Source organism: Streptomyces sp. NPDC006510 (assembly GCF_040611955.1).
Classification (GTDB): domain Bacteria; phylum Actinomycetota; class Actinomycetes; order Streptomycetales; family Streptomycetaceae; genus Streptomyces.
This window is the reverse complement of record NZ_JBEXPH010000131.1, coordinates 1-24,001: the sequence shown is the minus strand read 5'-3', so window position 1 is coordinate 24,001 and position 24,001 is coordinate 1. Positions and strand designations below refer to the sequence as shown.

The window sequence follows — 24,001 nt, the reverse complement described above, 5'->3', positions numbered from 1 at the left end:
GCCTTCCAGTTCTTCGCTTTCGCGTTTCCCTTTCCAGCGATTCCAACCTTACCAGACTCTTTTTCGTTCCGTTTCCGGTTCGAATTTGAATTCCGATGACCGTTGGAGTGGTCTTTGCCTTTCGGCGGGCCCGACTTTATCAGAAGTTCTGAGCCGGAATTCCCGCCCCGTCGGGTGCGCTCACCGCACACGAGTGTGCGCGGTGCTTCCCGGTCAGGCGGAGCCGTAAACGTACTGGAGCGGGGCGCCCCGATGCAAATCGGGGGCCCCGCTCCGGAGTTCGTGCCTGTCGGCGTCAGACCTCGACGACGACGGGGAGGATCATCGGTCGCCGGCGGTAGGTGTCGGAGACCCACTTGCCCACCGTGCGGCGGACCAGCTGCTGGAGCTGGTGGGGCTCCAGCACGCCGTCCTGGGCGGACTTGTTGATCGCGTCCTCGATCTTCGGCACGACGGCGCCGAATGCCGAGTCGTCGATGCCGGAGCCACGGGCGTGGATGTCCGGGCCGCCCACGATCTTGCCGGTGGAGCTGTCGACCACGATGAAGACCGAGATGATGCCCTCGTCGCCGAGGATGCGGCGGTCCTTGAGCGAGGTCTCGGTGACATCGCCGACCGAGAGGCCGTCGACGTACACATAGCCCGCCTGGACCTTGCCGACGATCTTGGCCTTGCCGTCGACGAGGTCGACGACGACGCCGTCCTCGGCGATGACGATGTGGTCCTTGGGTACGCCGGTGAGCGCGCCCAGTTCGGCGTTGGCCCGCAGGTGACGCCATTCGCCATGGACCGGCATCAGGTTCTTCGGCTTGCAGATGTTGTAGAAGTACAGCAGCTCGCCGGCCGAGGCGTGGCCCGAGACATGGACCTTCGCGTTGCCCTTGTGGACGACGTTGGCTCCCCAGCGGGTCAGGCCGTTGATCACGCGGTAGACCGCGTTCTCGTTGCCCGGGATCAGGGACGACGCAAGAATCACCGTGTCGCCCTGGACGATCCGGATCTGGTGGTCGCGGTTGGCCATCCGGGACAGTGCGGCCATCGGCTCGCCCTGGGATCCCGTGCAGACCAGCACGACCTCGTCGTCCGGCAGGTCGTCGAGCGTCTTGACGTCGACGACCAGGCCCGCGGGCACCCTCAGGTAGCCGAGGTCACGGGCGATGCCCATGTTGCGGACCATCGAGCGGCCGACGAAGGCGACCCTGCGGCCGTACTCGTGTGCCGCGTCGAGGATCTGCTGGATGCGGTGGACGTGGCTGGCGAAGCTCGCCACGATGATGCGCTTCTGCGCGTTGGCGAAGACCGTCCGCAGGACGTTGGAGATGTCCCGCTCGGGCGGCACGAAGCCGGGGACCTCGGCGTTCGTCGAGTCGGAGAGGAGGAGGTCGATGCCTTCCTCGCTCAGCCGGGCGAAGGCGTGCAGGTCGGTGAGCCGGCCGTCCAGCGGGAGCTGGTCCATCTTGAAGTCGCCGGTCGCGACGGCCATGCCCGCGGGCGTGCGGATGGCGACCGCGAGGGCGTCCGGGATGGAGTGGTTGACCGCGACGAACTCGCAGTCGAACACTCCGATGCGCTCGCGCTGGCCCTCCGCCACTTCGAGGGTGTACGGACGGATGCGGTGCTCCTGGAGCTTCGCCTCGATCAGCGCGAGGGTCAGCTTGGAGCCGATGAGGGGGATGTCCGGCTTCAGACGCAGCAGATACGGGACACCACCGATGTGGTCCTCGTGGCCGTGCGTGAGGACGATGCCCTCGATGTCGTCGAGACGGTCCCGGATCGTGGTGAAGTCCGGCAGGATCAGGTCGATTCCGGGCTGCTCTTCCTCGGGGAAGAGAACTCCGCAGTCGACGATGAGCAGGCGGCCGCCGTACTCGAAGACCGTCATGTTGCGGCCGATTTCACCGAGCCCGCCGAGCGGGGTGACGCGGAGGCCGCCCTTCGGGAGCTTCGGCGGGGTGCCGAGTTCGGGATGCGGATGACTCAAAAGACTCTCCTTACCACGCACGCCACGTACCGCTTGGGCACGTGGCGCGCATGTCATTCGTGCACTTGCTGTTGTCTGTGTTGTCGCTCTTGCGAGTGTTCTTCGCGTATTCAGTTGTGAAGTCTGTGGTTACAGCTCTACCCCGCCGGCGGCGAGATCGATCTTGAGCTGGGCCGTTTCCTGTTCGGTGAGCTCCACCAGGGGGAGGCGCAGCGGGCCTGCGGGGAGGCCCTGGAGGGCCAGTGCGGCCTTGGTGGTGATCACGCCCTGGGTGCGGAACATGCCGGTGAAGACCGGCAGGAGCTTCTGGTGTATCTCCGTGGCCTTCTGGACGTCGCCGCCGATGTGGGCCTCGATGAGGGCGCGCAGTTCGGGGGTGACGACATGGCCGACGACGGAGACGAATCCGATGGCACCGACCGAGAGCAGCGGCAGGTTCAGCATGTCGTCGCCGGAGTACCAGGCGAGACCGGAGCGTGCGATGGCCCAGCTGGCCCGGCCGAGGTCGCCCTTGGCGTCCTTGTTGGCGACGATGCGCGGGTGCTCGGCCAGCCGCACCAGCGTCTCCGTGTCGATCGGCACACCGCTGCGGCCGGGGATGTCGTAGAGCATCACCGGGAGGCCGGTGGCATCGGCGATGGCCGTGAAGTGGCGGAAGAGGCCTTCCTGCGGCGGCTTGTTGTAGTACGGCGTCACCGCGAGTAGGCCGTGGGCGCCGGAGCGTTCGGCCGTACGGGCGAGCTCGATGCTGTGCCGGGTGTCGTTGGTGCCGATGCCGGCGACGACGTGGGCCCTGTCCCCCACGGCTTCCAGTACCGCCCTTACGAGCTGGTCTTTCTCCGCGTCGCTGGTGGTCGGGGACTCGCCGGTGGTGCCGTTGACGACCAGGCCGTCATTGCCTGCGTCCACCAGATGGGCAGCGAGCCGCTGGGCACCGTCGAGGTCGAGTGCGCCGTCCGCCGTGAAGGGCGTGACCATAGCGGTGAGGACCCGCCCGAAGGGGGTCTGCGGAGTGGAGATCGGAGCCATGGGTAACACGCTACTCGCTACTCAGGACCCAATGCCCCCTCGGGGGGACAAGCGATAGGAGCCCGGCACTGCCTGCTCGGGGGTTCAAGCAGTGCCGGGTCCGTTTGATCAGCCTAGATGAACTTCACGAAACGCCGCAATACGGACACCGCTTACGGGGCTACGCGTCCGTTTTTGTTGAAGGCTGCATGGGTGAGCGGCATCAGGCGGGCCCAGTGCTCCTCCATCTGCTGGCCGACCATCTCGATCTCGCGCTGCGGGAAGGACGGCACCTTCGCCAGCTCGTGCTGGGTCCGCAGGCCGAGGAAGTGCATCAGCGAGCGGGCGTTGCACGTGGCGTACATCGAGGAGAAGAGGCCGACGGGAAGCACGGCGCGGGCGACCTCACGGGCCACTCCCGCGGCGAGCATCTCCTGGTAGGCCTCGTACGCCTGGCGGTAGGAGTCCTCCATGACGCGGCCGGTGAGCTCCTGCTGGGCCTGGGTGCCCTCGACGAACTCGTACTTGCCGGGGCGGCCCTGCTGGACGAGCTTGCGGGCGGCGTCCGGGACGTAGAAGACCGGCTCCAGCTCCCGGTAGCGGCCCGATTCCTCGTTGTACGACCAGCCGACGCGGTGCCGCATGAACTCGCGGAACACGAAGATCGGGGCGCTGATGAAGAAGGTCATCGAGTTGTGCTCGAACGGGCTGCCGTGGCGGTCACGCATCAGGAAGTTGATGAGGCCCTTGGAGCGCTCGGGGTCCTTGGTGACCTCCTCCAGGGACTGCTCACCGGCCGTGGAGACACGGGCCGCGAACAGGACGTCGGAGTCGCCCGCGGCGTGTTTCACCAGCTCAACGGTGACATCGCTGCGGAAGCTGGGCTTTGCGGGCTCGGGGGTCTCGGTCACCGGCGGGGTCCTTCCAGTTGCGTCGCTCGGGCGGCGCCCACTCTACGGGCCACCACTGACAACCGGGCCGGAAGGTCCGTCCAGGGATTTCTTCGACGAATTCGGCGATTCGGGGCACCGATCGGGCCCGTTGTGCGTCTGACTCAATAGCAGCATCCATAACAGAGTTCAAGGAGACCTTCCTCATGTTCCGCCGGCGTGAATCCGTCCCGTTCTCGTTCGTGGCCGAGAGCGACCGATTCCGCAGCAACGTCACTCCGCCCCCTAGGGAGCGCGCCACCGTCTCCCAGCTGGCCGGCCGTTCGCTCGTCGGGCTGACGATGGTCGCCGGCCTCGTCGGGTCGCTGATCCTCGGCCTGCCCGCGCTCGGCCCCGCCCAGAGCGCCTCGCACGCCGAGCAGACCGAGGCCACCCACGGGCGCTGACCCGTACGGGCCCCCTGGGGTGGTCGGGTCGGCGGCCTCCTCGGTAGCCTCACCGGGCACATCAATCGAGCGTGTTTGTGAGTGAGGATCAGTCGTGCCCCTGCCCTTCCTGACGGCCGACCGAGCGTTTGACGCGAGCGCCGAGGACATCGCGCTGCCGTTCGACGACCACGACAGCTGGCGGCGTCCGTACCGTCCCGGCCCCTGGCGGGTCGCGGCCGCGGCCTTCCTGCTGCTGCTCGCGTCCTTCGTCCTGCTCGCGGGAATGGTCATCGCGTTCGCCGGGGCGCTGCCGGGCGCGGCCGTATGTCTGGTGGTCGCCCTCGCGGTCATCTTCTGCGCGCTGCGGCTGCTCCGGGTCGGTGCCTGGGTCAGCCGGCACGGCGTGCGCCGGGTGGGCTTCTTCACGACCACCACCGTGCCGTGGAACCGGGTCACCGCCGTCCGTACGGTGCAGCAGCCGGTGAAGTGGCTCGGGTTCCCGCGCACGGTTCAGGGACAGGCGCTGATCGTCGTACGCCAGGGGGGCGAGGCGCTTCCGCCGCTGCTCACCGACAGCAACGCCGATTTCCTGACCCGGTCCGAGGCCTTCGACCGCGCGGCCGACACGATGGAGGCGTGGGGGGACGAGTACCGGCGGGTCTGAGACCGCGAACGACCGGGCCGCCCGGTCCGGCACGCCCGTTCAGGACGTGCTGGGCCGGGCGTCCTTCGTGTGCAGGGCGATGGCGCGCTGCATGGCCTTCCGGGCCCGCGGGGTGTCCCTGGCGTCCTGGTAGGCGACGGCCAGGCGGAACCAGCAGCGCCAGTCGTCCGGGGAGTCCTCGGTCTCCTCGCGGCGGCGGGCGAACACCGCGTCCGCCGAGTCGCGGTCGATGCGGCCGGACGGGGTGCGGACCAGTTCGTCGACCGGCAGGCCGCCCTCCGCGTCGAGTTCCGCGGCCAGCGCGTTCGCCCGCGACACGAACTGGGTGTTCTTCCAGAGGAACCAGATGCCGATCACCGGCAGGATCAGCACCGCGACCCCGAAGGTGACCGTCAGCAGCGTGCCGTGCCGGATGAGCAGTACGCCGCGGCTGCCGACCAGGGCGAAGTAGAAGACCAGGACGGCAGCGGTGACGAAGTAAGTGATCTTTGCACGCATGGCGGGGCTCAGTCAGTTCAGGTCGAGGAAGTGTTCCAGGCCGAACGTGAGGCCGGGAGTGGTCACCACGCGGCGTGCGCCGAGCAGGATGCCCGGCATGAAGCTGCTGTGGTGCAGGGAGTCGTGGCGGATGGTGAGCGTCTCGCCCTCGCCGCCGAGCAGCACTTCCTGGTGGGCGAGGAGGCCGCGGAGCCGGATCGAGTGGACCGGGACCCCGTCGACGTCCGCGCCGCGGGCGCCGTCCAGGGCAGTGGTGGTGGCGTCCGGCTGCGGGGCGCAGCCGGCCTTCCTGCGGGCGTCGGCGATCAGCTGGGCGGTGCGGGTGGCGGTGCCCGAGGGGGCGTCGGCCTTGTTGGGGTGGTGCAGTTCGACGACCTCGACGGACTCGAAGTAGCGGGCGGCCTGCTCCGCGAACTTCATCGTGAGGACGGCGCCGATGGAGAAGTTCGGCGCGATGAGCACACCGGTCTCCGGGGAGCCGGCGAGCCAGGTGTTCAGCTGCGCGAGCCGTTCGTCGGACCAGCCCGTCGTGCCGACGACGGCGTGGATGCCGTGCCGGACACAGAAGTCGAGGTTGTCCATCACGGACGCGGGGGTGGTGAGCTCGACGACGACCTGGGCGCCGGTTTCCGCGAGGGTCTCCAGCTTGTCGCCGCGGCCCAGCGCGGCCACCAGCTCCATGTCGTCGGCGGCCTCGACGGCTCGTACCGCCTCGGATCCGATCCGGCCCTTGGCGCCGAGAACGGCCACGCGCAGCTTGCTCATTGCTCTGCTTCCTTAACGGTGGAGTTAGGAGACCGCTTCTTCGAGGCGGTCGGCCTGCTTGTCCTTGAGCGGGCCGATGACGGAGAGGGAGGGGCGGTGTCCGAGGACCTCGCCCGCGACCGCGCGGACGTCATCGGGGGTGACCTGCGCCATCCGGGCCAGCATGTCGTCGACCGACATCTGGTCGCCCCAGCACAGTTCGCTCTTGCCGATGCGGTTCATCAGCGCGCCGGTGTCCTCCAGGCCGAGGACCGTGGAGCCGGAGAGCTGTCCGATGGCGCGGCCGATCTCCTCGTCGCTCAGACCGTCGGACGCCACCCGGTCGAGTTCGTCCCGGCAGATCTTGAGGACGTCGTGGACCTGGCTGGGCCGGCAGCCCGCGTACACCCCGAAGAGTCCGCAGTCGGCGAAGCCCGAGGTGTATGAGTACACGCTGTAGGCGAGGCCGCGCTTCTCGCGTACCTCCTGGAAGAGGCGTGAGCTCATGCCGCCGCCGAGGGCGGCGTTGAGGACGCCCAGCGCCCAGCGGCGGTCGTCGGTGCGGGCCAGGCCGGGCACGCCGAGGACGACATGGGCCTGCTCGGTCTTGCGGTTCAGCAGCTCGACCCGGCCCGCGGTGCGCAGGGTGCGGGATCCCTCGCGCGGGGCGACCGGGGCGGCGTCGGTGCGGGACAGGGCGCCCGCCCGCTCGAACGCCCTGCGGACCTGGCGTACGACCGTGGCGTGGTCGATGTTGCCCGCGGCGGCGACGACCAGGTGCGTGGGGTCGTAGTGCTTCTTGTAGAAGCGGGCGATCCGGCCGCGGTCGAGCGCGTTGATGGTGTCGACGGTGCCGAGGACCGGGCGCCCGAGGGGGGTGTCGCCGAGCATGGTGTGCGCGAACAGGTCGTGCACGCAGTCGCCCGGGTCGTCCTCGGTCATCGCGATCTCTTCGAGGATGACGCCGCGCTCGGCGTCGACGTCCTCGGCGGTGATCAGCGAGCCGGTCAGCATGTCGCAGACGATGTCGATGGCCAGCGGCAGGTCGGTGTCGAGGACTCGCGCGTAGTAGCAGGTGTACTCCTTCGCCGTGAAGGCGTTCATCTCGCCGCCGACCGCGTCGATCGCGGCGGAGATGTCGAGGGCGCTGCGCTTGGCGGTGCCCTTGAAGAGGAGGTGTTCGAGGTAGTGCGTCGCGCCGTTCAGCGTGGGGGTCTCGTCGCGCGATCCGACGTTGGCCCAGATGCCGAAAGTGGCGGAGCGTACGGAGGGCAGGGTCTCGGTGACGACCCGGAGACCGCCGGGCAGCACGGTGCGGCGGACCGTACCGATGCCGTTGGTGCCCTTGAGAAGCGTTTGGGTACGGGCGACGGCCCGCGCCTTCGAGGAGGCACGGGCCGTCGTCACGGAACTACGGGACGTCACTTGGCGGCGTCGTCCTTCTTCTCGTCTTCTTCACCCTCGACGACCGGGATCAGGGAGAGCTTGCCGCGGGAGTCGATCTCGGCGATCTCGACCTGGACCTTGGCACCGACACCGAGCACGTCCTCGACGTTCTCCACGCGCTTGCCACCGGCGAGCTTGCGGATCTGCGAGATGTGCAGCAGGCCGTCCTTGCCCGGCATGAGGGAGACGAAAGCACCGAAGGTGGTGGTCTTCACGACCGTACCCAGGTAGCGCTCGCCGACCTCCGGCATGGTCGGGTTGGCGATCGAGTTGATCGTGGCGCGGGCGGCCTCGGCGGCCGGTCCGTCGGCGGCACCGATGTAGATGGTGCCGTCGTCCTCGATCGTGATGTCGGCCCCGGTGTCCTCCTGGATCTGGTTGATCATCTTGCCCTTGGGGCCGATGACCTCACCGATCTTGTCCACCGGGATCTTGACGGTGATGATCCGCGGGGCGTTCGGGGACATCTCGTCCGGGACGTCGATGGCCTCGTTCATCACGTCGAGGATGTGGAGGCGGGCGTCGCGGGCCTGCTTCAGCGCGGCGGCCAGGACCGAGGCGGGGATGCCGTCGAGCTTGGTGTCGAGCTGGAGCGCGGTGACGAACTGCTTCGTACCGGCGACCTTGAAGTCCATGTCGCCGAAGGCGTCCTCCGCACCGAGGATGTCGGTGAGGGCGACGTAGTGGGTCTTGCCGTCGATCTCCTGGGAGATCAGGCCCATCGCGATACCGGCGACGGCGGCCTTGAGCGGCACACCGGCGTTCAGCAGCGACATGGTGGAGGCGCAGACCGAGCCCATGGACGTCGAGCCGTTGGAGCCCAGCGCCTCGGAGACCTGGCGGATCGCGTAGGGGAACTCCTCGCGCGTCGGCAGCACCGGCACGATGGCGCGCTCGGCGAGCGCTCCGTGGCCGATCTCGCGGCGCTTGGGCGAGCCCACGCGGCCGGTCTCACCGACGGAGTACGGCGGGAAGTTGTAGTTGTGCATGTAGCGCTTGCGGGTCACCGGGGAGAGGGTGTCCAGCTGCTGCTCCATGCGGAGCATGTTGAGGGTGGTGACGCCCAGGATCTGGGTCTCGCCACGCTCGAACAGCGCCGAGCCGTGCACGCGCGGAATGGCCTCGACCTCGGCGGCGAGCGTACGGATGTCCGTGACGCCACGGCCGTCGATGCGGACCTTGTCCTTGATGACGCGCTCGCGGACCAGCTTCTTGGTCAGCGAACGGTACGCGGCGGAGATCTCCTTCTCGCGGCCCTCGAAGGCCGGGAGGAGCTTCTCGGCGGCGATCTCCTTGACGCGGTCCAGCTCGGCCTCGCGGTCCTGCTTGCCGGCGATGGTGAGCGCCTGGGCCAGCTCGGACGTGACGGCGGCGGCGAGCGCCTCGAAGACGTCGTCCTGGTAGTCCAGGAAGACCGGGAACTCACCGGTGGGCTTGGCGGCCTTGGCGGCGAGGTCCGACTGGGCCTTGCAGAGGACCTTGATGAAGGGCTTCGCGGCCTCCAGACCGGCGGCGACGACCTCCTCGGTGGGGGCCTCGGCGCCGTCCTTGACGAGCTGGATGGTCTTCTCGGTGGCCTCGGCCTCGACCATCATGATCGCGACGTCGCCGTCCTCCAGGACGCGGCCGGCGACGACCATGTCGAAGACGGCGTCCTCGAGCTCGGTGTGCGTCGGGAAGGCGACCCACTGGCCCTTGATCAGGGCGACACGGGTGCCGCCGACCGGGCCGGAGAAGGGCAGGCCGGCCAGCTGCGTGGAGCAGGAGGCGGCGTTGATCGCGACCACGTCGTACAGGTGGTCGGGGTTGAGCGCCATGATCGTCTCGACGATCTGGATCTCGTTGCGCAGGCCCTTCTTGAAGGAGGGGCGCAGCGGGCGGTCGATGAGGCGGCAGGTGAGGATCGCGTCCTCGGAGGGCCGGCCCTCACGACGGAAGAAAGAGCCGGGGATCTTGCCGGCGGCGTACTGCCGCTCCTCGACGTCCACCGTGAGGGGGAAGAAGTCGAGCTGGTCCTTGGGCTTCTTGGAAGCGGTGGTGGCCGACAGCACCATGGTGTCGTCGTCCAGGTACGCGACGGCGGAGCCGGCGGCCTGCTTGGCCAGGCGGCCCGTCTCGAAGCGGATGGTGCGGGTGCCGAAGGTTCCGTTGTCGATAACGGCCTCGGCGTAGTGGGTCTCGTTCTCCACTAGCGTTTTCTCCGATACATATCGTCTTCTCGCCCCACGCCCGTGTGGCGGGGGACGTAGCGGAGAAGCCCTCCGTGGGCGGGCCGGTCTTCGATCGAAGCACCCGGGTGGATGAGTCCGGGGGCCACTACCGAGGACCGGCGGCGGGGAGGTCTGCTTCTCGCTCGTCTGTCGGTCGTTCTCCGACCAGGTTACTGAGATTCGGTTCTGCTTGGCATTCCGGCCGTACGGGCGGACCCGTCACATCCCGTCCATGCCCGCGTACGCACAATCGTACGTACAGCAAAGGGAGCGGCCCCCTCAGTGGTGGGAACCGCTCCCTTCACGGCGAATTACTTGGCGCCGCCGGCCGCACCGCGGCGGATGCCGAGCCGGTCGACCAGGGCACGGAAGCGCTGGATGTCCTTCTTGGCCAGGTACTGAAGGAGGCGGCGACGCTGGCCGACCAGGATCAGCAGACCACGACGGGAGTGGTGGTCGTGCTTGTGCGTCTTGAGGTGCTCCGTCAGGTCCGAGATCCGCCGGGAGAGCATCGCGACCTGGACCTCGGGGGATCCGGTGTCACCCTCCTTCTGGGCGAACTCGGACATAATCTGCTTCTTCGTAGCGGCGTCGAGCGGCACGCGTACTCCTCTTGATGTTCGATGCGCCCACGAGTGCCCCTGGTCTTGATCGCAGGGGAGCTTCCATGACTCGGAGGCGAAGGTCCGATGAGCGCAGATCCCAGGATGATCCGGGAGCGCGTACACAAACGGCCGTCACACAGCGTACCAGCCCCCACGGCTCAGCTCGTCAGGGCCCTTGCCCTGGTGAAGACGTCCAGTACCGCCAGGCAGAGCGGGACCAGGGAGAGCAGGACGGCGCTCTCGGTCAGGTCGAGGAGGCGGCCCCAGAACGGGGAGAGGCCCTTGCGCGGAATGATCAGGCCGATCGCGGTGAGCAGGGCGGCCCCGGCGGCGACGGCCGCGGAGAGCCAGATCGTACGGATGTCCAGGGAGCCGCGGTCCCCGTACCGGACCAGGTCGAACAGCAGGTCGGCCGGTGGGTTCAGACAGAGGCCGAGGACCAGCAGGGCGATCGTGCCGATGCCCGCCACCAGTACGCAGGCGACCTGCGAGGTGTAGCGGAACAGGCGGGCGCGCAGCAGCATCGCGAGTCCGGCGGCCAGGGCCAGGAGCTGGCCCCAGACGTTGTCCGAGAAGCCGAGCACCGCCCCGCAGCCGACGACGACCGCCGCGCAGCCGCCGACCAGGCCGAGCAGCATCTCGTGGCCGCGGCGGGCCTGGGCCGCGATGCGTTCGGCGTCGACGGGGGTGCCCTGGGCCGGGGGCTCGGCGTAGGGGTCGGCGAGGTTGTCGTCGTAGCCGCCCGGGGCGGTGCGCGGCGACGCGTAGCCGATGGGCAGCCGGGCGAACCGGGCGGAGAGGCCGGGCAGGAAGGCGACGAGTCCGAGGGCGACCGGGGTGCAGACGGCGGCGGTCTCGGTGGCGGACGCCTCGGTGAGGATCGCGGCGAAGGTCGCCAGGGTGCCGACGGTGGCGAGGAAGGTGGCCGCGACGAACGGGGCGTCGCCGCTCGGGGTGAGGGCGACCAGGGCGACCGAGGCGACCAGGACGGCGACACAGCCGAGCAGGAACTGGAGCCGGCCGGGGCCCTGGCCCGCGTCCGGGCCGATGATGCCGGAGCCCGCGATGAGCACGAGGGGCAGTGCGCCGAGACCGAGGGCGACCGCGGTGGAGCGGTCCGTGTAGACCCGGGCGCGGACCCCCGCGAACGCGGTCAGCAGCAGCCCGGCGGAGCCCGCGATGATGCCGGGCAGGCTGTGCATGTCGTGCCTGACCGGGTCGGCGAACCAGAGCACGAAGCCCATCAGTACGAGCAGCAGTACGCCGCCGACCAGGCCCGCGCCGCGCAGCAGTTCGTCGCTCCACAGGTGGCGGTCGCGGGTGACGGCCGAGGCGACGGCGTCCGAGACGTCGTCGAAGACGGCGGGCGGCAGGGACTGGGCGAAGGGGCGCAGGCTGAGGAGTTCACCGTCGAGCACCTGCTGGGCGGCGAGGGTGCGCGCCCCGTCGAGGACCGTGCCGTCGCGGCGTACGAGGTGGTATCCGGTGGGGGTTCCGGCTGCCTGGGTCTGGCCGGTGAGCCGGAGGATCTCCGGGTAGACGTCGGCGACGGCGATGTCCTCCGGCAGGGCCACATCGATCCGGCTGTCGGGCGCCACGACGGTCACCCGGCAGAAGCCCGTCGCTGCAGTCGAACTCACGTGTCTGGTCCCCCTGATTCGCGGTTGCGCACGGTGCGCGCGCCACCCTACCGGGAGTGGGGCAGGTCATCTGCAAGTAGGATCGCCGTCGCGCGGAGGGACGTCCGCAAGCAATGGCAGCCACGGGGGCTTCGGTGCACGTTCGGCCGGTCTTGTGCCCGTCCGTACCGAGGGATTGATGTTTCGGTGAGCCAGATCGTCGTGAAGCGACCTCCGCGGGCCCTGCCGCCGGAAGTCCCCATGGACGAGTTGACGTTGGAGTCCCCTCCGGAACTGCCCCGCGGGCAGCAGGAGGGCATGCTGATGCAGATCCTGCCGGTGCTCGGCATGGGGTCGTCGGTGGTCTTCTTCTTCTCTCCGCAGGCACCTCCGTTCATGCGGATCATGGGTGTTCTGATGCTGGTCTCGACCGTCGGGATGGTGGTCGCGCAGCTGGTCCGCTACCGCCGCGGTACGCAGGGGCAAATGGCCGATGTCCGGCGGGACTACCTCAAGTACCTGGCGCAGACCCGGCGTACGGTGCGCCGGACGGCGCGTACCCAGCGGGATGTGCAGCTGTATCTCCAGCCGGCTCCGGGGCAGTTGTGGTCGGTGGTCGCCGAGGGCAGCCGGGTGTGGGAACGGCGCGTCGGCGACAAGGACTTCGGGCAGGTCCGGATCGGCCTCGGGGCGCAGCAGCTGGCCACCCCGCTGATCGCTCCCGACACCGCTCCGGTGGACGAGCTGGAGCCGATGTGCGCGGGCGCGATGCAGCGGTTCCTCGCCGTGCACGGGTCGCTGGACGGGCTGCCGATGGCCGTGTCGATGCGGGCGTTCTACCACGTGACGGTCTCCGGTCAGCCGGAGGCGGCGCAGTCGGCCGCGCGGGCGCTGGTCGCCCAGCTGGTGACGCTGCACTCCCCGGAGGACCTGATGGTCGCCGTGGTGGCGGCGCGGGGTGCGGTGGAGCGCTGGGACTGGACGAAGTGGCTGCCGCATGTGCAGCTGCCGGGGCAGGTCGACGGGGCCGGTACGAAGCGGCTGTTCGGGGACGACCTGGGAGAGCTGGAGCAGTCGCTGGCGGGCCGGCTGGAGGGGCGGCCGCGGTTCGGCCGGGAGAGTCAGCCGGTGCTGGACCAGCCGCACCTCGTGGTGGTGCTGGACGGCGGGATGGTGCCGCCCGACTCGTTGTTCGCGGCGGCCGAGGGCATCCAGGGTGTGACCATCGTCGAGGTGGTGCCGGGTGAGCTCGACGAGCCGCGGGGCGGTCTGTCGGTGGTGGTGCGGCCGGGGCTGCTGCGGCTGGAGTCGGGCGCGGGGATGGCGTACGAGGGGGTGCCGGACGGGATGTCGCTGCCCGCGGCCGAGGCGCTGGCCCGGCAGCTGGCGCCGCTCCGGATGGGCGGGGGTGACGACGACGAGCCGCTGCTGGCGAATCTGGACTTCACGGATCTGCTGAATCTGGGCGACGCGGGTTCGGTCGATGTGGCGCGGACCTGGCGGCCGCGGTCGGTCTCCGAACGGCTCCGGGTGCCGATCGGGATCGGCGAGGACGGTCAGCCGGTGATGCTGGACCTGAAGGAGGCCGCGCAGGACGGCATGGGTCCGCACGGGCTGTGTGTCGGTGCCACGGGTTCCGGCAAGTCCGAGCTGCTGCGGACGCTGGTGCTGGGGCTCGCGGTCACGCACTCCTCGGAGACGCTGAACTTCGTGCTCGCGGACTTCAAGGGCGGCGCGACGTTCGCCGGGATGTCGCACATGCCGCATGTCGCGGCCGTCATCACCAACCTCGCGGACGACCTGACGCTGGTCGACCGCATGGGGGACGCGATCCGGGGCGAGCTGCAGCGCCGGCAGGAGCTGCTGCGGTCGGCCGGAAACTACGCCAACATCCACGACTACGAGAAGGCGCGGGCGGCGGGTGCGGCGCTGGAGCCGCTGGCCTCGCTGGTCCTGGTCATCGACGAGTTCTCCGAACTCCTCACCGCCAAGCCCGACTTCATCGACATGTTCATCCAGATCGGCCGGATCGGGCGGTCGCTGGGTGTGCATCTGCTGCTGGCCTCGCAGCGTCTGGAGGAGGGCAAGCTGCGCGGTCTCGACACCTATCTCTCGTACCGGATCGGGCTGCGGACCTTCTCCGCCGCCGAGTCGCGTACGGCGCTCGGGGTGCCGGACGCGTACCACCTGCCGTCGGTGCCCGGTTCCGGCTATCTGAAGTTCGGTACGGACGAGATGACCCGGTTCAAGGCGGCCTATGTGTCGGGGACGTACCGCACGGGCGGTCCCGATCTGTCGGTGGGGGCGCTGCCGATCGAGCGGCGGCCCGCGCTGTTCAGCGCCCTCGAGGTGCCGGTGGTGTACGCGGCGCCCGACCCGGCGCATCTGGTGGCCGCACGGGCGGGCGCGGACGACGAGGCACTCGCCGACACGGTGCTCGATGTGATCGTGCGCCGGCTGGAGGGGCAGGGGGTGCCCGCCCATCAGGTGTGGCTGCCGCCGCTGGACCGGGCGCCGACGCTGGACCAGCTGCTGCCGGGGCTGGCGCCGACCGCCGAGCGGGGGTTCACGGCGACGGAGTACACCCGTCCGGGTGGGCTGACCGTGCCGCTCGGGCTGATCGACAAGCCCTTCGAGCAGCGGCGCGAGGTGCTGTACCAGGACTTCTCGGGCGCCGCGGGGCACATGATGGTCGTCGGCGGTCCGCAGTCCGGTAAGTCCACGCTGGTGCGTACGCTCGTCTCGTCGTTCGCCCTCACCCACACCCCGCACGAAGTGCAGTTCTACGGGCTGGACTTCGGTGGTGGCGGTCTGGTCTCGCTGGCGGATCTGCCGCATGTCGGCGGGATGGCTTCGCGGCTGGACCCGGAGCGGGTGCGGCGTACGGTCGCCGAGGTCGCGGGCGTGCTGAACCGGCGCGAGGAGTTCTTCCGCGCCCACTCCATCGATTCGATCGCCACCTACCGGCGCAGGCGCGCCCTGGGTGAACTGCCCGGTGAACCCTGGGGCGATGTCTTCCTGGTGGTGGACGGTTGGGGCGGTTTCCGGTCCGAGTACGAGATGCTGGAGCAGGTCGTCACCGACATCGCCTCGCGCGGGCTCGGTTACGGCATCCATGTCGTGATCACGGCTGCCCGTTACATGGAGGTGCGGGCCGCGCTGAAGGACCAGATCCTCGGCCGTCTTGAGCTGCGGCTGGGCGACGTCATGGACTCCGAGTTCGACCGGAAGGTCGCGGCCAATGTGCCGGCCGGTGTCCCGGGCCGGGGTCAGGTGGCGCAGAAGCTGCACTTCATGGGCGCGTTGCCGCGCATCGACGGTTCGAGCAGTGCCGCGGATCTCTCCGACGGCACGGCCGCGTTCGTCGGGACGGTGAAGGCGAACTGGGCGGGGCCCGCCGCGCCGCCCGTGCGGCTGCTGCCGCGCAAGCTGCCGGCCGATCAGCTGCCGAAGGGCTTCGAGTTCCCGCAGCGGGGCATTGCGATCGGTATCGACGAGACCGATCTGGAGCCGGTGTTCGTCGACTTCGAGACCGATCCGTTCTTCCTGGTCTTCGGGGAGAGCGAGTCGGGGAAGACCAATCTGCTGCGGCTGATCGCGAAGCAGATCTCGGAGCGCTACTCCCCCGACGAGGCGAAGCTCGTCGTCGGCGACTACCGGCGGGGGCTGCTGGGCGCGCTGCCCGAGGGCCATCTGCTGGAGTACGCGCCGATGGCGAGTTCGATGCAGATGCACATGGAGGCGCTGGCGGGCGTGTTCGCGCGCCGGCAGCCGCCGACCGATGTCACCCCGCAGCAGCTGCGCGACCGCAGTTGGTGGACCGGGCCGCAGATCTTCATCATCGTCGACGACTACGACCTGGTGGCGACGAACGCGGGCAATCCGCTGGCCCCGCTGGCGGAGTACCTGCCGTTCGCCCGGGACACCGGGGTCCGCTTCATCATCGCGCGGAACTCCGCCGGGGCCTCGCGGTCGATGTACGAGGCGTTCATGCAGCGGATCAAGGAGCTGGGGGCGCAGGGAGTCGTCCTTTCCGGTGACCCGGGCGAGGGCGATCTGATCGGCACGGTGCGCGGGCACGCGATGCCGCCGGGGCGCGGGTACTTCGCCTCGCGGCGCCGGGGCAACCCGCTGGTGCAGATCGGACGGCTGCCGGAGCAGCGCTGATCCGGTGCGGTAGCACATGATCGGCTGCCCGTACACCGGGGCGGTGGGCGGGGATAGTCTGCTGACGGATCCGAGAAGCGTTCCGCCGCAGGAAAAGGAAGGCGCCCGATGGGTACTCAGCAGGAGAAGGACGAGCTGTACGCACTCGACATCTCGGGGGTGGAGTGGCTGAGCGCGCCAGGTACCGAACAGGCCGAGGAGCGCGTCGAGATCGCTCATCTGCCGGGCGGTGCGGTGGCGATGCGGTCCTCGCTGGATCCCGGGACGGTGCTGCGGTACACCGAGGCCGAGTGGCGGGCCTTCGTCCTGGGGGCGCGGGACGGCGAATTCGACCTGAAGTAGCCGGTACGCATACGGAAGGAGGGGCACACCCGGCGGGTGTGCCCCTCCTTCCGTATGCGTGCCGGTGGTCAGAACGCCTCGGTGAAGGCGCGCGAGGCCCGGTGGTCCGTGGCGCGGTAGCTGTCCTTGCCGTTCTCGACGATCCTCGCGACGTGCTCCAGGCGGTCCTTCATGTGTTCCGCCCGGCCCTTGTACTTGTTCTGCAGGTTCACGTACTCACCGTGGGCCACACCGTCCCAGGTGTCGGTGACGACCTTGAGCGCGGCGTCCATCTCTTCGAGGTCCTTGACGATGTTCTTCGACACCGTGCGGATGCGGTTGGCCATCTCCTGGACGGTCTCGTACTTGACCTTGGTGTTCGGGTCGTGCCCCATGTGTCTTCTCCTCGGTGCTCGGCGGGTGCGGAACGGGTGGTGCGGCGCCGCTCAGACGTTGTTCAGCCCGGAGGTGTTGGCGGGCGGCGGCGGCGCCTGGTCCTTGACCGCGTTGAAGGCCGCACGGACCTCCTCGTCGTTGGCGTTGCTGAGGTTCTTGGTGCCTTCCACCGCGTTGAGCAGGACGCTGAGGAGTCGGCGGATCTGGTCGTGGTCCTCGTTGATCATCACCTGGGCGGACTTGAATCCCGAGGCGCCGACACCCGTCCAGCCGGCGCCGACCGTCTCCAGGATGTCGGCCAGCTCCCTGGACTGACGGGACACCGCGCGGCCCGTCTCGATGATCTTGTTCTTCGCCTGGACGATCGGATCGTCGGCAAGTCCGAAACCGCCTGAGGGGCTGGTCATCCGGAAGTCCTATCTCTCGGTTCCCTGGCCTGTCCGTCTGTCACGGTCAGGATCCTTCCGTTCCCATGTGCTTCGGCAAAGGAATGGGGAAGGCCCGGGCCCGGGAAACGCCGTCTCGGCATTCCCGTGCCCCGAATTCGGCGTCGGCCACTTCTCGTTCCCCCGTCACACACGTGAAGTCTGTTACCACCCTAGCCACTTCGCGGGATCTGCCCAACCGTCCTCGGCCACATCGGCGGGCACCCGCGTCATCGCGCGACGCGCCTTCGGCGGACGTCCCGGACGACCGTCGCGGCCCCGGCGATCACACCGACCAGGACGGCCGCCGCGGCCAGCGCGTAGGTGGCGTACCGCTCGCTGCGCTCCTGCGGGGTCTCCGACAGGGACAGCTGCGCGGGCTCGGGGGCCGTTGCCTTCGGCGGTGCCGGATCCGGATGCGGGGCGTCCTGCGGGACGTCGTCCCCGGACAGGGCGCGGACCGGGTCGACGACGCCCCAGCCGACGAAGTCGTCATGGCCGGTGACGGAGCGTTCGGCGGTCTGCTCGATCCGGGCGACGATCTGGGCCGCCGTCCACTTCGGGTACTTGGCCCGCATCAGGGCGGCGACCCCGGCGACGTACGGGGCGGAGAAGCTGGTGCCGTTGTCGGTGCACTGGCCGTAGCCGGGGACGGTGGAGACGATGTCGACGCCCGGGGCGGCGACGCCGACGAAATCGCCTGCCTGGGAGAACGGGGCGCGCTCGTTGTTGCGGTCGGACGAGGCGACGGCGAGGACTCCGTCGAAGGCCGCGGGGTAGGTGCGTTTCAGCCTGCCGTCCATGCCGTCGTTGCCCGCGGAGGCGACCACGACTATGTCCTTGGCGAGCGCCCTGGCCACCGCCCTGCCCAGCGCGGACGTCTCCGCCAGGGGTTTGGTGGTGTCCTGGGAGATGTTGATGACCTGGGCCCCCTTGGCGATCGCGTGGTCGATCGCGGTGGCCATCGTGGTGTCCTTGCCGCTGTTCTTCTCGTCGTTCTGGCGGATCGGGATGATCGTGGCCTCGGGGGCCAGTCCGACGAACCCGGTGCCCTTGCGGGGGCGGGCGGCGATGATGCCGGCGACCTTGGTGCCGTGGCCGACCTCGTCCACCGTGCCGTCGCTCTTGCCGCCCTTGAGGTAGTCGGCGCCCGCCGACACGTCGACGGCCGTCCTCAGCTGCGGATTGGCGTTGTCCACGCCGGTGTCGATGACCGCGACGCGTACCCCCTTGCCCTTGGTGTCCTGCCAGAGTTCGTCCAGCAGGACGCGCTGAAGCGGCCAGGGGCGGCCCTCGTACTGCCGCTTCATCGGGAAGGTGCACTCGCCGCCGCCGTCTATGCCCACCTCGCCGGGCCCCCGGGCGTCCTCGGCGGCGTACGCGGCCCCCGGCCCCGCCAGTGCGGCCAGCGCGGCGGCGACCACCACCGCGCGGGCCGTCTTCCGGTACCCCATCTGCTTCTCTCCCCCGGACCTCGCGCTGTCCGCCGCGTTCCGCAACGTCATGAACCCTGGGGCTGACGGGCGCTGTTGGTGTCCAGCCTGGGCCCCTTGGACAGGAAGTCCGACCACTCGATCGGTACGAGGGCGGGCATCACCTTCTCGTATCCGAGCCTGCTCTGTGCCTGGCTGGGCTCGGGGCGGCCGTCCGACTGTTTCTGCTGGTCGCCGGTGCCGATGTCGGAGCGCCTGGTGTCGCTGTCGCCGTTCGCCTGGACCGCGTAGCGCAGGCCGGTGTCGGTCACCAGGAAGAGTGAGCCGTCGGGCCTGGTCTGCCGGCCCCGGACCTGGGTGTAGAGCAGGCCGCTGCCGGGGGTGACGTAGGTGCTGGTGCCACCGGCGGCGATGGCGGCGGGATACGCGTTGCCCGCCCAGGTGCTCAGGGTGGTCCGGCCCGAGCCGTCGACCTTGCGCAGCACGCTGCAGACGGTGTCGCGGCTGCCGCTGCCGCCCTCGGCGGAGTTCACCTGGTCGGTCTTGTGGGCCGGCCAGCGTGCGGCCTGGCCGGCGAAGGGCGCGGTGTCGGGCACGAAGTCCTGGAGGCCGACGGCGCGTGCCTCGCTGTCCAGGTTCAGCTCGGCCGTCTGCGGTGAGTTGATCAGCAGCCAGGCGGTGAACTCGGAGACGCGCTGCGCCTTCCGGTCGAGCACCACGTAGTAACTGGTGCCTTCGCCGGTCCTGGTCCGCAGGACCATGCCGACCGTGTTCTCCTCGGCGGAGAGCTGCCCCTCGACATGTGCCGGGGCGCCGACGTTTCCGGGGATCCGCGGGAAGACGACCGGGCTGCCGTCGTGCAGGGTGGCCAGCCAGTCGTCGGTGACGGACTGCGGCTGCCTGCTCCCGACCAGGGCGTTGGTCAGGTGGCCGTTGTCGGCGGCCGTTTCGGCGATGCGGTACTTGGTGCCCTGGGCATCGACGAGATAGCGGGCCCCGTCCTGGCCCCGGACGTAGAGCACCTGGCCGCCGACGAGCTTGCTCCTGCCCTCGGTCAGCCGGTTGTCGCGTGCGCCGAGGACGAAGGCCGCCTTCTGTACGGTGTTGCCCTTGCCGCCGGGCTGTACGCAGACGGCCCACCGCTTCGCCGTCCCGGCGTCCTTGGCCTCGGGCAGCCGGTCGGGGGCGTACGGAATGCCGAGAATCGGTCCGCGCGGGGGCTCGCCCGCGTCCAGGACGTCGTCCGCGACCTGGATGACGTCGTAGTCCGCCGGGTTGAGCAGCAGCCGGGCCGAGGCGAGGTTGAGCACGGGGTGCAGCAGGGTCTTTTTCTTCTTGCCCTTGCCGGTGGTGAGCACGACGTAGCGGGTGGTGGACTTCTTGCCGACGATCACCTTGGTGGCGGGCTTGTCCCAGTCCTTGGGGGCGGTGGGCTTGAACATGCCGACGGCGCCGAAGCCCGCGAGGATCAGGGCCCCGACGATCACGCTCGGCAGCACCGCGCGCAGCGGGCGCGGAGCGCCCTCCTCGGTGCCGTTGGGCGAAGGTTGGAGGAAGGCCGCCACCGTTCGTTTCTTCGCGAAGGTGTATGCGTTGAGCTCATCCCGCCGTGATGCCATGAGTCGCTTCGTCTCCCGTGTCTCCCCGCGCGGCACCGGAGCGGTCGCGTCGCCGGCCGCCGTGCCGGGCCGCGATGCCGGACCTCGGTGCCGGACCGGCCCCCTACTATGCCTGCTGACCGCGGGCGGCGGTGGGGCGGGTAGGGTGATCCGGCCGCCGGGGACCTGAACGGGACAGGCGGAATACGGGGGGAGTTGGGGACCGATGAACGGGGGGAACACCGGAATGACGGCTTCCGCGACACGAACGCGTCCGGCCGGAAACGCGACGGGCCCCGCGGCTCCCGGGGCCGTTGATCCATCTGCTCCCCACGGCCCCACGCCGGGTTCCCGCGGACCGGCCTCGGGCCGCGCGAACGGACGTGTCGGGAAGCTCGGTTCGTTCCGATTGCAACAACTCGTGCTGCTGGAAATCGCGGCCGCGCTGCTGCTCGCGGCGTGGGTGGTCGAACCCCTGTTGCTGGCACCGGCCGTGGTGGTCGCCGGAGTGCTGGTGCTGCTGGCCGTCGTGCGCAGACACCGCCGTTCGCTGCCCGAGCTGCTGGGCACCGTCCTCTCGCTGCGCGCGCGTTCGCGCAGGGCCGGTTCGCTGGAGCTGCCCGCGAGTACGGAGCCGGGGATCGCGCCCGTCGTCGAGTGCGATCCGGCGCTGCGTACCTACTCCTTCAGCGACCGTGACCGGCGGCCGGTCGGCATGATCGGTGACGGTACGTTCGTCACCGCCGTCCTCCAGGTGGAGTCGGACGTCTCGGCACTCAGGCCGGACCGGTCCGCGCAGCCGCTGCCCCTGGCACTCGTACGCGATGTGCTCGAAGTCGACGGCATCCGGCTGGAGTCGGCGCAGATCGTGCAGCACACCCAGACCGCACCCGCCCCGCATCTGCCCCAGCAGTCCGTCGCCGCACGCAACTACGCGCCGCTCCAGGCCCAGACGGGCTCGCCCGCCGTCCGGATCACCTGGATCGCGCTCAAGCTGGATCCGGAGCTCTGCCCGGAGGCCGTGCAGGCGCGTGGCGGTGGCCTCGCCGGGGCGCAGAAGTGCGTGGTGCGGGCGGCCGACCAGCTGTCCAGCCGGCTGACCGGGGCCGGTTTCCGTGCGACGGTGCTGACCGAGCAGGAGCTGACGTCCGCGATCGCGACCTCCGTCTGCGCCAGCGCGCCGGCCATGACGCAGGCCGGTCTGAGCGGGACACCGACGCGCCGTACCGAGGAGACCGCGCGGACCTGGCGCTGCGACGACCGGTGGCACACCACCTACTGGGTGGCCCGCTGGCCGCAGTTCGGCGCCGGTGGTGCGGTGATGCCGCAGCTTGTGGCCCTGCTCACCTCGATCCCGGCGCTCGCCACGACCTTCAGCCTCACGCTGGGACACGGCGAGCGGCAGGGCGTCTCGATCTCGGGCCACATCCGGATCACCGGCCGCAGCGACGAGGAACTGCTGGGCGCCCGCCATGAGTTGGAGCGCACCGCCCGCGGGGTCAGGACCTCGCTGGTACGGCTCGACCGCGAGCAGCTGCCCGGCGTGCTCGCCACACTTCCGCTCGGGGGTACCCGCTGATGTCCGCACCCACGAGCGCCAGGGCCCGGCTCGGCTTCGGGCTGATCGGTCCGCGGCGCGAACGACAGTCGGTCTCGCTCGACCAGTTGGGCTCGCTGGCCCTCCCGGTCGGCGACGACGGTGTGGTGATCGGCGTGGACGCCCACGGCCGGCCCGCCGTGCTGGGGATCAACCGGCCGACTCCGTACGACGTCACGCTGGTCGGCGGGCTGTGGACGGCACAGGTGCTCGCGCTGCGGGCGGCCGCCACCGGGGCGCGGATCGTCGTCGAGACCGGGCGGGCCCAGACCTGGACGGGGCTCGCGCACGCGGCGGGCGGCGGGCAGCCGTGCGTCACGCTGCACGATGTCGGGCGGGTGCCGCCGCAGGGGCCCTCGGCCGGTTCGCCGGTGGTCGTGGTGCGGGACTGCGGCATGCGGCCGCCGCGCGGGCGGGTGGTGTCCGCGCCTTGGCAGTCGGTGCTGACGCTGCTGCCGTATCTCAGCCCGGTGGCGCCGAGGCTGATCGAGAAGTCGGCCCTGGTCGGCATCCAACGGGTATCCCCTGACGAAGCGGCACAGATCGGCCGCATACTGCATCTCCCGGCCGCCGAGACCCAGGCGCTGTCCACACTGGCGGACGGGGTCACCCTCTGGTGCGCCGGGCGCGACCGGCAGTTCGTGATGACCCGGGCGACCGATGCCGAGAGCGGACTCCTGGGCGGCGCCCGCAGGATGGACTGACGGGCACGGCTCGCCTGCGGCCGCCCGCACGGAACGTTCGGCTTTCCGTACACGGATGTGCATGTTTGACCGCTTCGCCCTTCACCCTGTGCCGTACTCGGTCCACTTGAGGGCAGCACGTGATGCACGGGACAGTTCTTGCGGTGCCGTACGGCCTGCCGGAGCGAGCCCCATGACGATTAGGGTGGGTCCGGGCGCGGCAGAAGAACCTGCGGGCAGGCGATGCGTGTCCCAGGGGGAGAGCCGGGCGGTCAGGCAGACGGAAACGGTCGCCCCCACCCACCACGGCACAAGGGTGCTCGACCACACCAGGAGGCAAAGTGAACGGCGATCGGGACGAGATCCGCGGGGGCTGGCACAAGCCCGTCGACGAGTCGTCCGACGCGGAGCCCGCCGAGATGACGGGTGAGTTCACCATCGACTACACCCCGCCCGCCTGGTACACGCAGAACGCGCCGGGGGACTCGTCGGGCGGTGCCGGAACGCACCTGGCGCCGCCTCCCCCGCCCAGCGGAGCGCCGGTGTCCGTTCCCGCGCCGTCGGCCGGGGGCAATGACAGCGGCTCCGACTGGACTCCGGCGCCGCCCGCACCGCTTCCCGCCCGGTCCGCGGCGGGTGAACCTGCGACGGGTGACTCCGCGCCTTCTCCCGCACACGGGACGGGGGATTCCGGCGGTGCGCCGGACCCGTTCGGGGGCGGTGACGGTGATGTGGAGAGCGGCACGACCATGCGGTTCTCGCCGGCCGCGCTGAAGCGGCAGATCGCGGAGATAGAGGGGGGTTCGGCGGACGCGGCCAGGGACGGGGACAACAGGGACGGAGACGGGCCCACGGGCGACTCGGGGCCCGGTTCGGCTCCGGTCTCCGGTTCCGGCTCTGCTCCGGTCTCCGGTTCCGGCTCTGCTTCGGTTGCCGGTTCGGGTTCGGGTTCGGGTTCGGGCTCGGGTTCCGCGGAGGTCGGTGACGGTGTCGGCGGTACGGGCGCGGGCGATGTGCCCGGCTCCGATTCCGTACGGACGGCGTCCACCGGGGAGTCCGACGGCGCCGCCGCAGGGCCGCAGGACTCCGCCCCCAACAACGCCGTCGCGGATGCGGCGTCCCAGGTCCTGCCGCCCGCCACCGCACCGCAGGACGCCGCGGCGCCCGTCACGCCGAATCCCTGGCCCCCGGCGCCGCCGCAGGGCGCTCTGCCGCCGCTGCCGCCCGCCTTCCAGCCCGCCACGCCGCAGCCCGCCGCGCCCCAGCCGGCGCCGCAGTGGCCCGCGCC

The 24,001-nt window shown here is 70.1% G+C and carries 20 protein-coding genes; 7 read left to right on the top strand and 13 right to left on the bottom strand.

All coding sequences use genetic code 11. From position 1 onward, the window contains the following. Positions 1-295 precede the first annotated feature (295 nt). The 3 genes from ABZY11_RS30565 to thyX form a co-directional block, all read right to left on the bottom strand. Positions 296-1,981, bottom strand: coding sequence for a ribonuclease J (locus tag ABZY11_RS30565; RefSeq protein ID WP_356482241.1), 1,686 nt, complete (start codon positions 1,979-1,981; stop codon positions 296-298). Between the two features lie 129 nt (positions 1,982-2,110). Continuing rightward, the gene (gene dapA / locus ABZY11_RS30560) at positions 2,111-3,010 is read right to left on the bottom strand and encodes a 4-hydroxy-tetrahydrodipicolinate synthase (protein WP_356482240.1); all 900 of its coding nucleotides are present in this window, start codon (positions 3,008-3,010) and stop codon (positions 2,111-2,113) included. Positions 3,011-3,162: 152 nt separating this feature from the next. Continuing rightward, positions 3,163-3,900 (bottom strand): FAD-dependent thymidylate synthase, encoded by a 738-nt coding sequence (thyX, locus tag ABZY11_RS30555; RefSeq protein ID WP_356482239.1) that lies wholly within the window; start codon positions 3,898-3,900, stop codon positions 3,163-3,165. A 185-nt stretch (positions 3,901-4,085) separates the two neighbouring features. On the opposite strand from thyX, the gene ABZY11_RS30550 reads away from it, so the two are divergent. Continuing rightward, positions 4,086-4,325 (top strand): hypothetical protein, encoded by a 240-nt coding sequence (locus tag ABZY11_RS30550; RefSeq protein WP_356482238.1) that lies wholly within the window; start codon positions 4,086-4,088, stop codon positions 4,323-4,325. A 94-nt stretch (positions 4,326-4,419) separates the two neighbouring features. After that, positions 4,420-4,971 carry a hypothetical protein gene (locus tag ABZY11_RS30545; protein ID WP_356482237.1) on the top strand — a complete coding sequence of 184 codons (552 nt, stop codon included), beginning with the start codon at positions 4,420-4,422 and terminating at the stop codon, positions 4,969-4,971. A 39-nt stretch (positions 4,972-5,010) separates the two neighbouring features. Here the strand turns inward: ABZY11_RS30545 and ABZY11_RS30540 are convergent, their stop codons facing one another. The 6 genes from ABZY11_RS30540 to eccD form a co-directional block, all read right to left on the bottom strand. Beyond that, the gene (locus tag ABZY11_RS30540) at positions 5,011-5,469 is read right to left on the bottom strand and encodes a tetratricopeptide repeat protein (RefSeq protein ID WP_356482236.1); all 459 of its coding nucleotides are present in this window, start codon (positions 5,467-5,469) and stop codon (positions 5,011-5,013) included. 12 nt (positions 5,470-5,481) lie between these two features. Next, a complete protein-coding gene (dapB, locus tag ABZY11_RS30535; RefSeq protein ID WP_356482235.1) occupies positions 5,482-6,234 on the bottom strand; it encodes a 4-hydroxy-tetrahydrodipicolinate reductase in 753 nt (250 codons plus the stop codon). A gap of 24 nt (positions 6,235-6,258) precedes the next feature. Beyond that, entirely contained in the window at positions 6,259-7,638 is a 1,380-nt protein-coding gene (locus tag ABZY11_RS30530; RefSeq protein WP_356482234.1) for a pitrilysin family protein, read from the bottom strand. Further along, a complete protein-coding gene (locus tag ABZY11_RS30525) occupies positions 7,635-9,848 on the bottom strand; it encodes a polyribonucleotide nucleotidyltransferase (RefSeq protein WP_356482233.1) in 2,214 nt (737 codons plus the stop codon). The genes ABZY11_RS30530 and ABZY11_RS30525 overlap by 4 nt, the downstream gene beginning before the upstream one ends. Before the next feature lie 332 nt (positions 9,849-10,180). After that, positions 10,181-10,471 (bottom strand): 30S ribosomal protein S15, encoded by a 291-nt coding sequence (gene rpsO / locus ABZY11_RS30520; RefSeq protein WP_003965855.1) that lies wholly within the window; start codon positions 10,469-10,471, stop codon positions 10,181-10,183. 161 nt (positions 10,472-10,632) lie between these two features. Continuing rightward, on the bottom strand, positions 10,633-12,114 hold the full coding sequence (gene eccD / locus ABZY11_RS30515; protein ID WP_356482232.1) for a type VII secretion integral membrane protein EccD: 1,482 nt from the start codon (positions 12,112-12,114) through the stop codon (positions 10,633-10,635). Positions 12,115-12,300: 186 nt separating this feature from the next. On the opposite strand from eccD, the gene eccCa reads away from it, so the two are divergent. Together eccCa and ABZY11_RS30505 are read left to right on the top strand one after the other, a co-directional pair. Next, on the top strand, positions 12,301-16,260 hold the full coding sequence (gene eccCa / locus ABZY11_RS30510) for a type VII secretion protein EccCa (protein ID WP_356482231.1): 3,960 nt from the start codon (positions 12,301-12,303) through the stop codon (positions 16,258-16,260). A gap of 108 nt (positions 16,261-16,368) precedes the next feature. Further along, positions 16,369-16,602 (top strand): DUF397 domain-containing protein, encoded by a 234-nt coding sequence (locus tag ABZY11_RS30505; RefSeq protein WP_356482230.1) that lies wholly within the window; start codon positions 16,369-16,371, stop codon positions 16,600-16,602. Between the two features lie 68 nt (positions 16,603-16,670). Here ABZY11_RS30505 and ABZY11_RS30500 read toward each other — a convergent pair whose 3' ends face one another. From ABZY11_RS30500 to eccB, 4 genes are all read right to left on the bottom strand, one after another. Continuing rightward, positions 16,671-16,976 (bottom strand): WXG100 family type VII secretion target, encoded by a 306-nt coding sequence (locus tag ABZY11_RS30500; protein WP_356482229.1) that lies wholly within the window; start codon positions 16,974-16,976, stop codon positions 16,671-16,673. Between the two features lie 51 nt (positions 16,977-17,027). Beyond that, positions 17,028-17,384: a hypothetical protein gene (locus ABZY11_RS30495; RefSeq protein WP_356482228.1), complete on the bottom strand. Its 357-nt coding sequence runs from the start codon at positions 17,382-17,384 to the stop codon at positions 17,028-17,030. 248 nt (positions 17,385-17,632) lie between these two features. Further along, positions 17,633-18,856 (bottom strand): type VII secretion-associated serine protease mycosin, encoded by a 1,224-nt coding sequence (mycP, locus tag ABZY11_RS30490; protein ID WP_356482227.1) that lies wholly within the window; start codon positions 18,854-18,856, stop codon positions 17,633-17,635. A gap of 47 nt (positions 18,857-18,903) precedes the next feature. Next, on the bottom strand, positions 18,904-20,454 hold the full coding sequence (gene eccB / locus ABZY11_RS30485) for a type VII secretion protein EccB (RefSeq protein WP_356482226.1): 1,551 nt from the start codon (positions 20,452-20,454) through the stop codon (positions 18,904-18,906). A gap of 226 nt (positions 20,455-20,680) precedes the next feature. Here eccB and eccE point away from each other — a divergent pair, with 226 nt between their 5' ends. The 3 genes from eccE to ABZY11_RS30470 form a co-directional block, all read left to right on the top strand. Further along, positions 20,681-22,012 (top strand): type VII secretion protein EccE, encoded by a 1,332-nt coding sequence (eccE, locus tag ABZY11_RS30480; RefSeq protein WP_356482225.1) that lies wholly within the window; start codon positions 20,681-20,683, stop codon positions 22,010-22,012. Then, positions 22,012-22,734: a hypothetical protein gene (locus ABZY11_RS30475; RefSeq protein WP_356482224.1), complete on the top strand. Its 723-nt coding sequence runs from the start codon at positions 22,012-22,014 to the stop codon at positions 22,732-22,734. The genes eccE and ABZY11_RS30475 overlap by 1 nt, the downstream gene beginning before the upstream one ends. Before the next feature lie 320 nt (positions 22,735-23,054). Continuing rightward, the coding region (locus ABZY11_RS30470) for an SCO5717 family growth-regulating ATPase (RefSeq protein WP_356482223.1) at positions 23,055-24,001 on the top strand (947 nt) is incomplete at its 3' end.

Coding starts and splice junctions, on each gene's coding strand:
- ABZY11_RS30475 (WP_356482224.1), top strand. CDS start 22,012: ATGTCCGCACCCACGAGCGCCAGGGCCCGGCTCGGCTTCGGGCTGATC.
- dapB (WP_356482235.1), bottom strand. CDS start 6,234: ATGAGCAAGCTGCGCGTGGCCGTTCTCGGCGCCAAGGGCCGGATCGGA.
- ABZY11_RS30500 (WP_356482229.1), bottom strand. CDS start 16,976: ATGGGGCACGACCCGAACACCAAGGTCAAGTACGAGACCGTCCAGGAG.
- eccB (WP_356482226.1), bottom strand. CDS start 20,454: ATGGCATCACGGCGGGATGAGCTCAACGCATACACCTTCGCGAAGAAA.
- ABZY11_RS30495 (WP_356482228.1), bottom strand. CDS start 17,384: ATGACCAGCCCCTCAGGCGGTTTCGGACTTGCCGACGATCCGATCGTC.
- ABZY11_RS30550 (WP_356482238.1), top strand. CDS start 4,086: ATGTTCCGCCGGCGTGAATCCGTCCCGTTCTCGTTCGTGGCCGAGAGC.
- ABZY11_RS30505 (WP_356482230.1), top strand. CDS start 16,369: ATGGGTACTCAGCAGGAGAAGGACGAGCTGTACGCACTCGACATCTCG.
- mycP (WP_356482227.1), bottom strand. CDS start 18,856: ATGGGGTACCGGAAGACGGCCCGCGCGGTGGTGGTCGCCGCCGCGCTG.
- eccE (WP_356482225.1), top strand. CDS start 20,681: ATGACGGCTTCCGCGACACGAACGCGTCCGGCCGGAAACGCGACGGGC.
- dapA (WP_356482240.1), bottom strand. CDS start 3,010: ATGGCTCCGATCTCCACTCCGCAGACCCCCTTCGGGCGGGTCCTCACC.
- ABZY11_RS30540 (WP_356482236.1), bottom strand. CDS start 5,469: ATGCGTGCAAAGATCACTTACTTCGTCACCGCTGCCGTCCTGGTCTTC.